Here is a 15,076-nt window from a genome sequence, read left to right as displayed (position 1 = left end):
ATGACGATATGGTTATTTTAGTGTAAGATTCACATATCAATTCAAAATATTTTCCGCCCTACGCGGCTAACAATCTTGCTGGACGTATAATGGATTTTAAAGCTATCCAAGCGCTCACCGCCAACGATATGGCGGAAGTCGACGCGAAGATACAGGCACAACTGAACTCAGATGTCGCCCTTATTAATCAACTCGGATTCTACATTGTAAACAGTGGTGGAAAACGTATTCGCCCCATGCTCGCTGTATTAGCAGCACGTGCACTTGGCTATGACGGTGATAAACACATCACAGCCGCTGCTTTTGTTGAATTTATTCATACTGCCACATTGCTTCATGATGACGTGGTTGATGAATCAGATATGCGTCGAGGCAAAGAAACTGCAAACGCCGCTTTTGGGAACGCCGCTAGTGTGTTAGTCGGTGACTACATTTATACGCGCTCATTTCAGATGATGACAAGCCTAAGATCCTTAAGGATCCTTGATATCATGAGTGAGGCAACCAATGTGATCGCCGAGGGTGAGGTGTTACAGTTAATGAACTGTAATGATCCTGACACATCCGAAACTAGCTATATGCAGGTGATTTACTCAAAAACAGCCCGTTTATTTGAGGCGTCAACTCAAATTGCAGCAATTATTGCTGATGCATCAACTGAGGTTGAAATTGCATTGCAAGAGTATGGTCGCTATTTAGGCACTGCTTTCCAACTCATTGACGATGTACTTGACTATATTGCCGATGGCAAAGAAATGGGCAAGAATGTCGGCGATGATCTTGCGGAAGGAAAACCTACGTTACCTTTACTGCATGCTATGCATCATGGCGATCAAGCCCAAGCAACAATGATTCGTGAAGCTATTGTGCATGCTAATGGCATGGATAAACTTGATGCTATTTTGGCTTGTATGCGTCAACACGGCTCATTAGAGTACACCCAACAACGCGCAGAACAAGAAGCACAGAAAGCCATTGCGGCTCTGGCTCCTATTGCTGATTCAGCTTACAAACAAGCATTAATTACACTCGCGCACATGGCAGTACAACGAAAAAAATAACCCCCTCCAATTTATAAAAAACCTGTCTTTATGGCAGGTTTTTTTATGCCTAATAAGCCAAAATAAACATAAGCTATACCACGATCAACCATGATCTATACTATCACTACCATCGATATATTATATGTTATTGACCAAGAAGGTGATCATGGATATTAATCATTTAACAACGGGGATGTGGGTAGAATCTCATCACGGGGTAGGAAAGGTGATCGGCATAGATCATCAGCACCACGCGGTGATCATTGAGCGCCGCCAAGATCATCAATTGCAGTCAATTAATATTGAAGATCTTATTGAGCAACCTCAACTGCATAGTGGTTGTGATCGTTATTATTGATATTCACAAAATTACGAATATAAAAAAGCAGCTTTAATTAGGCCGCTTTTTTATTCTAAAAATTATATCTACTTATTTTACGGCAAACTCTTCACCAAGAATGATATCTGCACGTAATGTATCAAGCATGCTTTCTAATGCATTTTGTTCAAACGCACTTAGTTTGCCATAGTCCATTACTTCTTCAATACCGTTTTTACCTAGCAAAACAGGTTGGGCGAAGAAACGTGTATGCTTGCCATCACCCTCAACGTAAGCACATTCAACCACACCTTGCTCACCTTGCAGCGCACGTACCATCGCTAAACCAAAACGACATGCCGCTTGGCCCATAGATAACGTTGCAGAGCCACCACCCGCCTTAGCTTCCACAACTTCAGTTCCTGCATTTTGAATACGTGGAGTTAATGCTTTTACTTCATCTTCAGTAAAACTTACGCCTTCAACTTGCGATAATAATGGCAAAATAGTCACACCCGAGTGACCACCAATAACGGGAACGCGAATATCACACGGTGAAACGCCTTTAAGTTCTGCAACAAACGTTTCAGAACGGATCACATCAAGAGTTGTAATACCAAATAATTTACGCTTATCGTACACACCTGCTTTTTTGAGTACATCAGCAGCAATTGCAACCGTGGTATTGACTGGATTTGTAATAATACCGACACATGCTTGTGGACATACCACTGCGATTTTTTCAGCTAATGATTTTACGATACCTGCATTAACATTAAATAAATCGGCACGATCCATTCCAGGTTTACGTGCAACACCTGCAGAAATAAGCACAACATCAGCCCCTTCTAACGCTGGTGTTGGATCATCCCCACAATACCCTTTAATTGCTACAGGTGTTGGGATATGGCTTAAATCAGCCGCAACACCGGGTGTTACTGGCGCTATATCATATAAAGCAAGATCTGAGCCTGCAGGTAAACGGTTTTTCAATAGCAATGCTAATGCTTGACCAATACCACCAGCCGCACCAATTACAGCAACTTTCATGTTCGTTCTCCTTTACGATAGAAGTATATTTATTAAAGTGGGTACAACCTAATCCAGTTAATAATAGTAGTAACTGAATAACAATCTATGGACGTTATATTAAGCCCCAAAAAAATACAATCATCTCCGACTCGCTTTGCGAAGTAACGCATAATCCCATAAAAATGCACCAAAATGCTTTTATCAGACAAATAAATTATAAATTTAATCATTACTATTTATTAACTAATTCCAGCCAATTAGTTATGGCAAAACAATGACAAACGTCGCAATAAATTTTTTTATTTATACCAAAAATGCGATTTCACATGTTTATTTTGATTCACTTTGTTTGCTAGTAAGTCACAGGTTATGCAAAAATGGTCTACCTCGTCCCTGTAGATAATATTTACTTATGCGAAATTCAGATAAACAAGAACGTTTAGTTAAAGCATTTAAATTAATTTTAAAAGAAGAAAAGTTCAGTTCTCAAGGTGAGATTGTTGAGGCATTAAAAGCACAGGGTTTTGATAATATTAACCAATCAAAAGTCTCTCGCATGCTAACAAAATTCGGCGCGGTACGTACTCGCAATGCCAAAATGGAAATGGTGTATTGCTTACCGATTGAACTTGGCGTTCCAACAATCACTAGTCCATTAAAAGAATTAGTGATGGAAATTGGCTTTAACAGCGCATTAGTTGTGATTCATACTGGCCCTGGCGCAGCACAAGTTATTGCTCGTTTACTTGATTCATTAGGCCGAGCGGAAGGGATCCTTGGCGTTGTCGCTGGTGATGATACTATTTTCATCACACCAACAAATAATATCACTACAACTGACCTTCACGAGACAGTATGTGATCTATTTGATTATAGTAATTAATCAATAATTAGGGTCTATCTCACTGTTAGAGCATTAAATAAATGCTCAAGAAACATAGACCCTGAGTTTTAGTACCATTCCAATTAATTAAAAATACTCAGCTATTTCTATGATGGTTGACGTTGATCATACCCCCACCGCGGAACCAGACCTTGCTCGATATTTAAATGATCTAATATTCGCGCCACCATAAAATCAACCAAATCATCAATGGTTTGTGGTTGATGATAAAACCCCGGAGCCGCAGGCATAATCGTCACCCCCAGTTGCGATAACTTAAGCATATTTTCTAAATGAATACTTGAGAATGGCGTTTCTCTGATCACCAGTAATAATTGACCGCGTTCTTTGATAACGACATCTGCCGCCCGTTCAAGCAAGTTATTTGACATACCATAAGCCACAGATGCCAACGTCGATGCCGAACAAGGACAAATTATCATTTGCTTTGGTGCCGCAGAACCAGATGCTACCGGTGAAAACCAATCTTCCTTACCGCAAACGACCAATTTTTCAGCTGAACACTGTAAATGTGCGACTAATTGTTGTTGTGCAGTATCAGGAGCTGCTGATAATTTAAGTCCATGTTCAGTGGCTAATACCACTCGAGCAGCAGATGAAATCAACAGATAAACCTGATAATCTGCCGCCAATAAACATTCAAGCAAACGCAAACCATAAGGAGCACCAGACGCACCCGTCCATGCTAATGTTATCTGTTTATTTTTCATTGTTTCTCACTTTATTTTGCTGTTAATGCGGCTAATAATTTGTCATGAATGCCACTAAAACCACCATTACTCATCACTAAAATCGTATCACCTGATTGAGCTGATTCAACAATATTCGCCACCAGCGTATCAATATTATCACTACAAAATGCAGGTTGAGGACATTGATCGGCAATTTCCTGCACTGACCATGGAATATTATCTGGTTGAAATAAAAACACTTCATCCGCAGCATGTAATGCAGGCGCTAAATCGTGTTTATGGACCCCTAATTTCATCGTATTTGAACGCGGTTCAAGCACAGCAAGAATACGAGACTGACCCAATTTAGCTCTTAATCCACCTAATGTTAATTCAATAGCCGTTGGGTGATGAGCGAAATCATCATAAACCGTAATGCCATTAACCTCGCCTTTATATTCTAATCGACGCTTAGTATTGATAAATTTAGCTAATGCCTCACACGCTAAATTTGCCGTTACGCCAACATGTCGAGCTGCTGCAATCGCCATTAAAGCATTATTGACATTATGATCGCCCACTAATGCCCAATCAACAGTACCGACTAATTGATCATCAAGATAAACATCAAACACACTGCCATCCGCCAGCTTTTTATCAGCACGCCAATGGCCATCATCACCGATATATTCCAACTCACTCCAGCATCCCATAGCTAGCGTCTCATCGATATTTTTCACTCCATGTGGCGCTAAAATACGTCCATTACTTGGTACTGTTCGTACAAGATGATGGAATTGACGCTGAATAGCTTTTAGATCATCAAAAATATCAGCATGATCAAACTCAAGGTTATTCATGATCAATGTGCGAGGTTGGTAATGAACAAACTTCGAACGTTTATCAAAAAAAGCACTGTCATATTCATCGGCTTCAACAACAAAGAACATACTTTCACCTAGGCGAGCAGAAATGCCAAAGTTTCCAAGTACTCCGCCTACTAAAAAGCCCGGTTGATAACCACAATCATCTAATACCCACGCTAACATACTTGCCGTCGTCGTTTTACCATGCGTTCCAGCCACCGCCATTACCCAGCGATCTTGTAATAAATAATCATGTAGCCACTGCGGACCAGAGGTATAACGTAAATTGTTATTAAGCACATATTCAACACATGGATTACCACGGCTCATGGCATTACCAATAACGACTAAATCAGGCGCTGGTTTTAATTGTTCAGGATCATATCCTTGAATTATTTCAATACCTTGAGACTCAAGCATGGTACTCATTGGTGGATATACATTGGCATCAGAACCCGTCACTTTATGACCAAGTTGAGTCGCTAATGTGGCAGCGCCTCCCATAAATGTTCCACAAATACCTAAAATATGAATATGCATAACTGCTGTTTCCATCCTTAAATTTTATTAATGTCACGCTTTGACGTTACTTCGTTACCATAAAAAAGATCTTTATATACAATTCTTTATATAACAAAAAATACTGTGAGGCATTAGCACTCATTACACATTGAGATCCAACAAGTATACAACTGAACCTACATCATCTTATGACAACATAATGCAAGGATTGTTTATGACCGATATTAGAACGCTTGGTGAATTTATTGTCGAGAAGCAGAGTGATTTTCCTCATGCCAGTGGCGAACTATCCTCACTACTCGGCTCGATAAAACTAGCGGCTAAAATCGTAAACCGCGAAATCAATAAGGCCGGATTAGCCGATATAACCGGATCCGTTGGCGCAGAAAATATTCAAGGTGAAGAACAACAAAAACTCGACCTTTATGCCAACGATAAATTCAAAGCCGCATTAGAAGCGCGCGATCAAGTGTGCGGCATTGCCAGTGAAGAAGAAGATCTAGCCGTTAGCTTTAAGCGGCAGTTAAACCGAGATGCTAAATATGTAGTGCTAATGGATCCTCTTGATGGCTCATCTAATATCGATGTTAACGTATCCGTTGGAACAATTTTCTCTATTTATCGTCGTATATCACCCGTAGGCTCACCAGCCATTGATGCCGACTTTCTTCAACCCGGCCACCGCCAAGTCGCCGCGGGTTATGTTATCTATGGTTCATCCACCATGCTAGTTTATACCACAGGTAATGGTGTCCATGGTTTTACTTATGATCCCTCATTGGGTGTATTTTGCCTCTCTCATGAAAATATGCAAATTCCTGTTAATGGTAATATTTATTCCATCAACGAAGGCAATTATATTCGTTTTCCATTAGGCGTTAAAAAATATATAAAATATTGCCAAGAATATGTACCACAAGATAACCGCCCCTACACATCACGCTATATCGGCTCTTTAGTGGCTGATTTTCATCGTAATTTATTAAAAGGTGGCATCTACCTTTACCCAAGTACTGCCAATTATCCCAATGGGAAATTACGGCTATTATATGAATGTAATCCGATGGCATTATTAATCGAACAAGCTGGCGGACGAGCAACAGATGGCCAACAACGTATTTTAGATCTCGTGCCAACCGAGTTACATCAACGGGTACCTTTTTTTGTTGGCTCAACCAATATGGTCAACAAAGTAGAAGCCTTCCTTCACGAAATAGATGAATAACAACCACTAAAATTCAAGGTGGTATTAACCACCTTGAGATAACCAATAATGTCTCCGGCCATCGTTATTTCCTCAACGACGGTGTTATGGTGGCGGTTGTGTTTAATATAAATAATGACAACCTCAATACATGTAACATTTAATTAACACAAAAAGAGGGCTATTCATGAGTTTAAATAAAGTCACAGCAGGCCAAGATCTTCCTCACGATATTAATGTGATTATTGAGATTCCAGCCAATGCTGATCCTATCAAATACGAAGTCGATAAAGCCAGTGGCGCCATATTTGTTGATAGATTCACCTCAACACCGATGTTTTACCCATGTAACTATGGCTATATTAATCACACCCTTTCCCTTGATGGCGATCCGGTTGATGTATTAGTGCCAACCCCATACCCATTACTTGCAGGCTCAGTGATTCGCTGTCGTCCTATTGGGGTATTAAAAATGACAGATGAATCAGGTGAAGATGCAAAAATTGTCGCCGTTCCTCATAGCAAACTCAGTTCAGAATATGATCATATTCTGAATATCGATGATCTTCCAAGCTTATTGAAAGCACAAATAGTCCACTTTTTTGAACATTACAAAGAATTAGAAGCTAACAAGTGGGTCAAAATTGATGGTTGGGAAAATGTAGCGGCAGCAAAAGAAGAAATCATCTCCTCATTTGAACGTGCACAAAAATAGCGATCAACGTCAATGAAGCACATACTAAAATATAAATTATTAATAACCATACTTAGTCTTACAGCTATAGTGCCAATAAGTTATGCCCAGAATGTTTCTGTACAACAATTTTGGCAACTACAGCAACAACAACCACATGTCATTATCGACGTTAGAACACCAACCGAGTTCTCACAAGGACATATCACTTCGGCTATCAATATCCCTTATCAAGATATTGCAACCATAGTGACGGCCTATAAAGATAAAGATCAACCGATCTTACTGTACTGTAAATCAGGTCGACGAGCAGAAATAGCAGCAACAACGTTACAAGAGCTAGGATACACCGCAGTATATAATGGGCGTAATTATCAAGATCTCAAAGCAACACAACCACATCCAATCCCAAAATAACATGATAAAAAAAGCCCGATTATCACTAATCGGGCCTTTCATTATCAATGTACAGACGCTAAAGCATCAAGGTTGTGATTAATTAAATTCAAATTGGTAGAGTAAATCCACAGTCTGATCAAGACCAGAAACAGCTTCAACATACAGATTCTGCAATAATCGATAGCGCAAAGTAAATTCATCCACTTGGTTAAAAATACCTACCCCATACTTCACTTGCAACCCAGGAGCAATATAGCCACTGATCGTCACTTGCGAATCATCACCCGCACCAGACGTTGATAAACTAAGATCTTTGACGCCCACGGCCTCACCAACATCACCGACTAATTGGCCACTTTGTGCTAACCCCATACCAATCAATGCGGTTGTCATGGCACTGTTACTACCATCGGAGTTTTCAGAATCAAGATTCTTACCCGTTAGAATATATGACAAGGCATTTTGTTGCGGCATCGCTGGATCTGAGAAGATATTTACTTCAGGTTTATCAGCCGGGCCAGTAACACGTACACCAGCAATCACATCATTTTCAACATTATCTGGATCACGAATCGCTTCGATAGAAAGATAAGGTTGTTCTGCTGGACCATTAAACAAAATTTGTCCTTTACGGATCAATAACTCTTGTCCTAGTGCGCGATAGTACGATCCTTTAGCAATATTAACTTCACCATAAATCATCGGTCCTTTACCTGCTTGGCGGACATTTAAATCCCCCAACAAACTTGCTTTTAAGCCAAATGCAGACAATTTAACATCATCACCAATATGAACAAAAATATTGGTTTTAATATCAAATGGTACTTCCGGTTTTTCTTTTAATGGCTGCATGTCATCTTTTAAGATCACTTGATCTTTTGATACTCTCACCGCTGATTTAGGTAACTGATTAACTGTAATTCGTCCCCACGGGATACCGATTTTTCCGGTAATTTCAGCCATTGTTGGTGATGCTTCAATCGTTAAATCTGGCGATACCTTCAATGCAACCATTGGCGGTACACTTACTTTTAACTCTTTACCATTAATATTCAGCTTCGTTTTCCAAGCCTTCATATTCTGCCAATCACCAGTACCCCGCAGCAATAACTGTCCATCTGGCGTATAAATATTACCGATCAGATTGGCGTTATAACCATTAAAGGCCAGCTTAATATCTGCATTTTTAATATCTAATGGTACTTTACGTCCCGTTGCCTCTAGCTGAGACACTTGTAATAAGCCATTAACCGCAGGATGTAAGATAGGCCCGGTCACGGTTAAGTTCGTATCAACTTGACCATCAAACTTATGATAATCTTTGATCATCGGTTCAAGGAATCCGAGGGTAAAACGATCAAGCTTAACATTGGCATTGATCTGCTTATCACCTTGCAGATTAGTGATCTTTGCACGACCACTTAAATCACCATTATTCTTAATCGCAACTAACCAATTCGCATTTAATACATTATCTTGCATATCCGCATTAACGGTCACTTTATCCCAGCCTAACGTTAGCGGTTGTTCATCACTACTGATCTGTTGGCTAAAACCACCAGCAGGCATAATGATATTCGCTTTTAGATAAGGCGCTGTTTTAGGTGACCATTTAGCGTCAACATTCGCACCTAGTTCACCCGTCACTTTTAATTCTGGCGGTAAGAACGGTTTTAACAAATCAAAGTTAAATTTACGAATAGCTAACTGCGCTTGACCTGACGTTCCGGCACTAAGATCATTAGTTAAGCAAATACCCGCTTGCCCTTGTTGCCAACAATGCGCACCAACAGTTGCCATCGCGGTTTTAAGATCATAACGAATTAAGGTCGGATGATTAAGTACCCAGTCACCTAAAGGCGTACTAATATCACCTTTAACTAATGTACCTTTCCAGCCCGTTTTCTTATTAAAGTCACCATTGATCAATATATTAGCACCAACAGGTTCACCTTTTACATTGACACTTAAACTGTGTTGTTGCTCAGTACCTTTAAATAAGATCTTAAGATCATCAAGGGTTGTTGTGCCATATTTACCTTTCGCAGCGGTCAAACTAACATCCGCCTTCATATCAGGTAAAGGCGTCACATTACCTTTAAGATCAAACGAAGCTAAGCTTGCTAACTGTTGCCAACCTAAATCATTACCTTGTAAATCAAGCTTAATATCCGGAGTCGCCATACTGCCCGATAACATCACATTACCATTAACAGCACCATGAAGACCTTTTAATGATTTAGATAAATTCGGTGCATCAATATTAGCAACCATATTCCATGTTTTATCTAGCTGGCCTTTCACCACCATTCCATTCGGACCATGTTTTAATGTTAGCCCTGGCGTATTGACTCGAAGTAAGTCACCTTTACCATTAGCATCAGATGCGTCTAACTTACCAACCAACGTTAACGCTTGTTTCATGATGGTGCCGTTAACTGCCAACTGTGGCAATTTAACAAACCAACCACCTTGCTTGGTTAAACCACCGGAAGTCGCAAGCTTACCACTTACATTGCCTTGCGCTGCTGGCCATTGTAAACCTGGTTGAATATCAGAAAATTGTAGTTGCCCGCTCCAATTAACTAAATCTTTCCAGCTCGCTTTTGCGTTACCAGAAATAACACCACCCAAGGTATTAATTTTTAATGATGAAAGGTCAACCTTATTAAGATCGCCTTTACCATTAAGCGCAAACATTACAGCAGGTATCGGTTTACCATTAATGTTACTTTTCGCATTAAATGTAAAACCGTTCAAGCTGCCTTTCGCATCAATAATAGTCTTATCAACCGTAAATTCAGCCGGCTTATCGATTGGCCACTGTAAATGTTGGCTAGAGATTGCCACATCAAATGGAAAATCAGCCTTTAGCGGTGATAACTTGCCTTTAACAATAGCGTCTAATTTGCCTTTAAGCTGCGCATCAATAACGAGCTTTTGTAATGAACCACTCGCTTTTAACGTCAGTGTTTGACCACTAACCGGCTTCATTGCGATATTAGCATCAGCATTTAGTGTTAAAGGATAATCACCCGCTAATGTCACTTGTGCCTTCGCGTTTAAATTCGCTTGTGGTGCATCAAGCTGTAATTTTTTAAGGTTAATTTCACTCCCTTTTCCTGATGCTATCACTTCAAGTAAAGATACTTTTTGTGGTGTTTTACCTTCTAATTCGAAATTTTTAACAGTAAAACGTTCAATATCAAACGACATTGGTAATACGACATCAGGCAACGTGATAACAGTAGCATCAGATTTAGCCTTAACATTTACTTTTGGCTTTGCTTTCGATTTTACAGGCTTTTCCGCAGGAGCAAGTGCTAACTTAATATTATCCCAATCCGTCGGCTTTAACGTTACATGGCTGCCAATAACCGTCGCGGCAGTAGAGAAATGTTGCCAATTCACCTTATTCGATAAGATATCAAGATCAATATTATCTAAAGTAACGTGATCAACTTTAATGGGAATAGGCAGACTGATTTCAGTTACCGGTTTTGATGGTTGCTCGGGCTCAGTGGCTGGCGGCAATGTTGGCATTGAAAACTTAACACCATTAACCCCTACATCTGAAATACAAATTTCAGGCGTCAATAAACAGCTATCATCCAAGGTTAGATTTAACTGTTTAACGGCTAAATTCATATTACTGTCTTGATAGCGTACATTATCGACTTGAAAACCACGTAATAGAGAGCCTGAAGTATCACCTATAGATAACGCAGGTAACGCTTTTTGCGCTCCCCAACTGGCAAATTTCAACCCTGCTGGGGTATATAAGATCACTGCAATAGTGATCACTAAAAACAATAAAATTGCTAAAATAGTCAGGGATATGCGCTTCACCCAGATCATAATTCAGGCCCTAAAGAAAAGTGAAGTTGAAACTTATCCTTGTCGGGTTTATCAAGCCCCCAAGCAAAGTCAATACGAACCGGACCCACGGGAGATGCCCAACGAACACCGAAACCAGTACCTCGCATCCAATCCGGTTTGTTGTCATTCCATGTCGAACCATAATCATAAAATAATGCACCCCACCAATCGCCATATAAACGGTATTGGTACTCAATACTGCTGGTCGCCATATATTGGCCACCGACCATACGACCTAAATCATTACGCGGTGAAATAGACTCATAGCCATAGCCTCGAATACTATTATCACCACCAATAAAGTAGCGTAACGATGGTGGAATATCACGAATGTTATCTGCCAGTACAGCTCCTCCCGCAATACGGAAAAGGCCTCGTTGATTTTCACTTAAGGTGCGGATCCATGCCGATTTTGCTTGTATACGAATTAAGCTCGTATTTGAACCTAACGATTTATCTGCAAATTCCACGGAAAAATTATACTTACTACCAGACGTTGGGAATACACCACCAGTAAACTGACTCTTACTGTAGGAAAGCCCTGGCAAGAAGACATTGAAGGTACCACTCTCATCACCACCCTGCTTATATTTTTCATTAAGCCAATGCAGTGAAACTGTACGCTCCCATCCAGAAGTTAACTTCCAGTGGCGTTCAACCCCTAAACCAAATTGAGTACTAATGGTATCGTGATTATCAACGTAACGAATACCACCAACAATTTGATAATAATTATTTAAGACGTCATCTAATGGGATTTTATAGGCAGCCTCAAGTTTCGGCTGCTCTTTGGATATCTCGGATTTAAGGTAAAAACTGTGACCATTACTGGTGACCCAAGGTTTTTTCCAATTAAATTTTAAGCGCGGACCCGTATCAGTTGAAAAACCAATACCCGTTTCAATTTGATTTCTAACTTGAGGAGTTAAAGCAACCTCAATCGGGATTTTATCATCCTTACGCTTGGTAACATCTCCACCAACATAAATAGATGAAAACCAGCCAACGTTAGATAAGCGTTCATTATATAACCCTAATTTAGAGGCTAAATAAGGTTCATTTTTAGTATATGGGATCATTGAACGAAGGCGCTCATCCTTAATTTGACTCCCTGTAAAATTGGTATCACCAAAAGTATAACGGCGTCCAGAGTCAAAATCTATCGTGATAATTGCTTCATTACGGGTAGGAATAACACCTAATTCACTTCTTTTCAGCTCAGCGTCAAAGTAACCGCGGCGCACTGCCAGACTTTGTAACGCTGATTTTAAGGCTTCATATTTACCCTGATTAAGCGCCATTCCAACGCCTAATCCGCTATTTTTTAATAATGAAACAAAGGCAGGATCATTATTAGCCTCCCCAGTAATAATAATATTACTTTGGCTAATATGAGTACGAGGGCCAGCATCAACAGTAACAATTATATCCGTCTTTTTGCCACTCCCTTTAACCTGATAGTCATACGTTAGCTGATAATAGCCTAGCGCTTGTAATGCTTGACTGATTTCAGATTTAACCTGCTCTTGAAAGCGTAAGGTATTACTATAGTCATTTTTAGAAATAGCCGATAAATAGGCATCTACATTATCTTCAAGGCTACTGTTTAATCCCTTAACTTTAAGAGATGCCGCCATTACCGGACTTGATAATACTAAGGCAAAAGATGCAACACCTAGCCATTGATAAACTTTATTCATTCGAATTATGCTTCTTGGGAAAATTTAGATTCATTCACATTTTCTATTTTGGCAAATGGTGCCGCTCTATACCAACAATAGCTACGAATATTATTAATAATAAATAACTCACTGCAAATATGTATCATTAATAACACATTCTATTAGTTTCATTTATTTAAAGTCGAACAGCTCTTCTGATGATCATAAAAACAACTTACATAATTAAAGTGTTACATAGCCATCAAATAACTCTAGCTAAATTATCTCTATTTTTCAGATAATATAAAAATATAGCCTAACAGGGACATGAAAATTATCAATATGCATCGCAAAATAAAAACCCATTACTACTCTAAGTTTTATTTTATTCCGATTCATGCTTATTATCATAAAATTTATTAGTCATAACCTACCGTTGTAGTTGTATTATCAGTAAAATCAGCCTCATTTAAACAATAATAATTGAAAGTGCCTGATTCACTTTAGATAGTAGATTTAACACTTTAATATCTGTCGATTAGGTAAAAGCAAACGCCCATATTCAAATTTAAAACAACTAATTCCATTAATAAAAAGTCGCCCCTTAAAAAAAATCGACAAATTTCGCCACCTGAATAGGACGATAAACTTGAGATATCCTCACATAATAACAAGTAAAACAGGGGTCATTACTAATAAATACATGCAAACAATCTGCCACATAAAATCAACTGAGAATTAAGTAAAATATTACGATTAAAAGTGCATAGTCCGTGATGACAATATTAAAAAACACGATTCTATAGCTTGTTACAAGTAACGAACAAAGATAAATAAATTCACTAATAAATTTATATTTATTGCTTAAGAAATATTAATGGTAGCCGTTATTAATTAAGGATCTAATCGTCAGTAGGTATTTCATAATAACAATAACATAGCCCTTATTAAAAAATATTCCCATAAAACGGCCACTAACTAATAGCAAAACTCATACTCGCGTTCTAGTATAATATTTTGATCATACTGAATTAATCAGTCTTAATACCGGCTAATTATTAACTAAACGATATATTAACGGCCAATAATTACAGTATCAATATCAACAACACAATATTGAAACTCAGTTTAATAATCTCAGTAACATTAAACGTCTACCGTATTCCCCTAAACTTAATCCTATTGAACAAGCTTGAAGCTGGTCCCAACAGCACTATCTTGCAAATCAAAATCTGTATTACATAAAATCACTTTAATAAATCGGCTATATGTATCATTAAAATATATTCAAAAGATTAGATTAACCTAACCCGTTGATTTTCCAGATCGGCATAAGCATTATGATAGCCATTTTCTATAGACGAAAAAAAACCTGAATCTTTCGATTCAGGTTTCTTCAATAATGGCGGAGTGGACGGGATTCGAACCCGCGACCCCCGGCGTGACAGGCCGGTATTCTAACCAACTGAACTACCACTCCGCAGTGTCTATTCAGCATAAATGCAACTTGTTGTCTCTATCTTTATAAAAAGATAAAAACGAAATTAAAGCCTGGCAATGTCCTACTCTCACATGGGGAGACCCCACACTACCATCGGCGCTATTACGTTTCACTACTGAGTTCGGCATGGGATCAGGTGGGTCCATAATGCTATGGTCGCCAAGCAAATTCTGTTTTATTTATCGCCTTATGGCAATAAATAGCAATCTGGGAAAAATCTGACTAGTTGTTCTCACACTCATTCAAGCGTTTGTAGAGTCCGTCTCTTCTCTTTAGAGAAGAAAAACCCCTTGGGTGTTGTATGGTTAAGCCTCACGGGCAATTAGTATCAGTTAGCTCAATGCCTCGCAGCACTTACACACCTGACCTATCAACGTTGTA

At 39.1% G+C, this 15,076-nt stretch carries 12 protein-coding genes, 1 tRNA gene and 2 rRNA genes; 6 read left to right on the top strand and 9 right to left on the bottom strand.

What is annotated here, in order from left to right; translation table 11 throughout:
• Positions 1–89 precede the first annotated feature (89 nt).
• Both ispB and CIK00_RS12575 read left to right on the top strand, forming a co-directional pair.
• Positions 90–1,061 carry an octaprenyl diphosphate synthase gene (gene ispB, locus CIK00_RS12580; RefSeq protein WP_101769199.1) on the top strand — a complete coding sequence of 324 codons (972 nt, stop codon included), beginning with the start codon at positions 90–92 and terminating at the stop codon, positions 1,059–1,061.
• A gap of 148 nt (positions 1,062–1,209) precedes the next feature.
• Positions 1,210–1,401 carry a hypothetical protein gene (locus CIK00_RS12575; RefSeq protein WP_101769198.1) on the top strand — a complete coding sequence of 64 codons (192 nt, stop codon included), beginning with the start codon at positions 1,210–1,212 and terminating at the stop codon, positions 1,399–1,401.
• A 72-nt stretch (positions 1,402–1,473) separates the two neighbouring features.
• On the opposite strand, the gene mdh is transcribed toward CIK00_RS12575, so the two are convergent.
• On the bottom strand, positions 1,474–2,412 hold the full coding sequence (gene mdh / locus CIK00_RS12570) for a malate dehydrogenase (RefSeq protein ID WP_101769197.1): 939 nt from the start codon (positions 2,410–2,412) through the stop codon (positions 1,474–1,476).
• A gap of 394 nt (positions 2,413–2,806) precedes the next feature.
• Between mdh and argR the strand changes: the two genes are divergently transcribed.
• Positions 2,807–3,277 (top strand): transcriptional regulator ArgR, encoded by a 471-nt coding sequence (argR, locus tag CIK00_RS12565; RefSeq protein WP_101769196.1) that lies wholly within the window; start codon positions 2,807–2,809, stop codon positions 3,275–3,277.
• 107 nt (positions 3,278–3,384) lie between these two features.
• Here the strand turns inward: argR and CIK00_RS12560 are convergent, their stop codons facing one another.
• Together CIK00_RS12560 and mpl are read right to left on the bottom strand one after the other, a co-directional pair.
• Positions 3,385–4,008, bottom strand: a complete 624-nt coding sequence (locus CIK00_RS12560) for a flavin prenyltransferase UbiX (RefSeq protein WP_101769195.1) — start codon at positions 4,006–4,008, stop codon at positions 3,385–3,387.
• 11 nt (positions 4,009–4,019) lie between these two features.
• The gene (gene mpl / locus CIK00_RS12555) at positions 4,020–5,375 is read right to left on the bottom strand and encodes a UDP-N-acetylmuramate:L-alanyl-gamma-D-glutamyl-meso-diaminopimelate ligase (protein ID WP_101769194.1); all 1,356 of its coding nucleotides are present in this window, start codon (positions 5,373–5,375) and stop codon (positions 4,020–4,022) included.
• A gap of 196 nt (positions 5,376–5,571) precedes the next feature.
• On the opposite strand from mpl, the gene fbp reads away from it, so the two are divergent.
• From fbp to CIK00_RS12540, 3 genes are all read left to right on the top strand, one after another.
• Positions 5,572–6,582, top strand: a complete 1,011-nt coding sequence (fbp, locus tag CIK00_RS12550; protein WP_101769193.1) for a class 1 fructose-bisphosphatase — start codon at positions 5,572–5,574, stop codon at positions 6,580–6,582.
• A 166-nt stretch (positions 6,583–6,748) separates the two neighbouring features.
• A complete protein-coding gene (gene ppa / locus CIK00_RS12545) occupies positions 6,749–7,276 on the top strand; it encodes an inorganic diphosphatase (RefSeq protein ID WP_101769192.1) in 528 nt (175 codons plus the stop codon).
• Between the two features lie 12 nt (positions 7,277–7,288).
• Positions 7,289–7,672: a rhodanese-like domain-containing protein gene (locus tag CIK00_RS12540; RefSeq protein WP_101769191.1), complete on the top strand. Its 384-nt coding sequence runs from the start codon at positions 7,289–7,291 to the stop codon at positions 7,670–7,672.
• Between the two features lie 78 nt (positions 7,673–7,750).
• On the opposite strand, the gene tamB is transcribed toward CIK00_RS12540, so the two are convergent.
• The 6 genes from tamB to CIK00_RS12510 form a co-directional block, all read right to left on the bottom strand.
• Positions 7,751–11,512 (bottom strand): autotransporter assembly complex protein TamB, encoded by a 3,762-nt coding sequence (gene tamB / locus CIK00_RS12535; RefSeq protein WP_101769190.1) that lies wholly within the window; start codon positions 11,510–11,512, stop codon positions 7,751–7,753.
• Positions 11,509–13,233 (bottom strand): autotransporter assembly complex protein TamA, encoded by a 1,725-nt coding sequence (gene tamA / locus CIK00_RS12530; RefSeq protein WP_101769189.1) that lies wholly within the window; start codon positions 13,231–13,233, stop codon positions 11,509–11,511. Before tamA ends, tamB begins: the two co-directional genes overlap by 4 nt.
• A 477-nt stretch (positions 13,234–13,710) precedes the next feature.
• Positions 13,711–13,815 carry a DUF1107 family protein gene (locus CIK00_RS21540; RefSeq protein ID WP_232604051.1) on the bottom strand — a complete coding sequence of 35 codons (105 nt, stop codon included), beginning with the start codon at positions 13,813–13,815 and terminating at the stop codon, positions 13,711–13,713.
• A 782-nt stretch (positions 13,816–14,597) separates the two neighbouring features.
• Positions 14,598–14,674: transfer RNA gene (locus CIK00_RS12520), tRNA-Asp, on the bottom strand.
• Positions 14,675–14,743: 69 nt separating this feature from the next.
• Positions 14,744–14,859: ribosomal RNA gene (gene rrf / locus CIK00_RS12515) — 5S ribosomal RNA — on the bottom strand.
• A 137-nt stretch (positions 14,860–14,996) separates the two neighbouring features.
• Positions 14,997–15,076: ribosomal RNA gene (locus CIK00_RS12510) — 23S ribosomal RNA — on the bottom strand; the annotation flags it as partial.

Origin of the sequence: Photobacterium carnosum (assembly GCF_002849605.1) — a bacterium.
GTDB classification, from domain to species: domain Bacteria; phylum Pseudomonadota; class Gammaproteobacteria; order Enterobacterales; family Vibrionaceae; genus Photobacterium; species Photobacterium carnosum.
The sequence above is the reverse complement of the archived record's forward strand: the minus strand, read 5'-3'. Positions and strand labels throughout refer to the sequence as shown.

What these genes read in the sequence shown, in the direction of transcription:
- CIK00_RS12575 (WP_101769198.1), top strand. Translation starts at nt 1,210, where the DNA reads ATGGATATTAATCATTTAACAACGGGGATGTGGGTAGAATCTCATCAC.
- mdh (WP_101769197.1), bottom strand. Translation starts at nt 2,412, where the DNA reads ATGAAAGTTGCTGTAATTGGTGCGGCTGGTGGTATTGGTCAAGCATTA.
- tamA (WP_101769189.1), bottom strand. Translation starts at nt 13,233, where the DNA reads ATGAATAAAGTTTATCAATGGCTAGGTGTTGCATCTTTTGCCTTAGTA.
- argR (WP_101769196.1), top strand. Translation starts at nt 2,807, where the DNA reads ATGCGAAATTCAGATAAACAAGAACGTTTAGTTAAAGCATTTAAATTA.
- ppa (WP_101769192.1), top strand. Translation starts at nt 6,749, where the DNA reads ATGAGTTTAAATAAAGTCACAGCAGGCCAAGATCTTCCTCACGATATT.
- CIK00_RS12560 (WP_101769195.1), bottom strand. Translation starts at nt 4,008, where the DNA reads ATGAAAAATAAACAGATAACATTAGCATGGACGGGTGCGTCTGGTGCT.
- ispB (WP_101769199.1), top strand. Translation starts at nt 90, where the DNA reads ATGGATTTTAAAGCTATCCAAGCGCTCACCGCCAACGATATGGCGGAA.
- mpl (WP_101769194.1), bottom strand. Translation starts at nt 5,375, where the DNA reads ATGCATATTCATATTTTAGGTATTTGTGGAACATTTATGGGAGGCGCT.
- fbp (WP_101769193.1), top strand. Translation starts at nt 5,572, where the DNA reads ATGACCGATATTAGAACGCTTGGTGAATTTATTGTCGAGAAGCAGAGT.
- tamB (WP_101769190.1), bottom strand. Translation starts at nt 11,512, where the DNA reads ATGATCTGGGTGAAGCGCATATCCCTGACTATTTTAGCAATTTTATTG.
- CIK00_RS12540 (WP_101769191.1), top strand. Translation starts at nt 7,289, where the DNA reads ATGAAGCACATACTAAAATATAAATTATTAATAACCATACTTAGTCTT.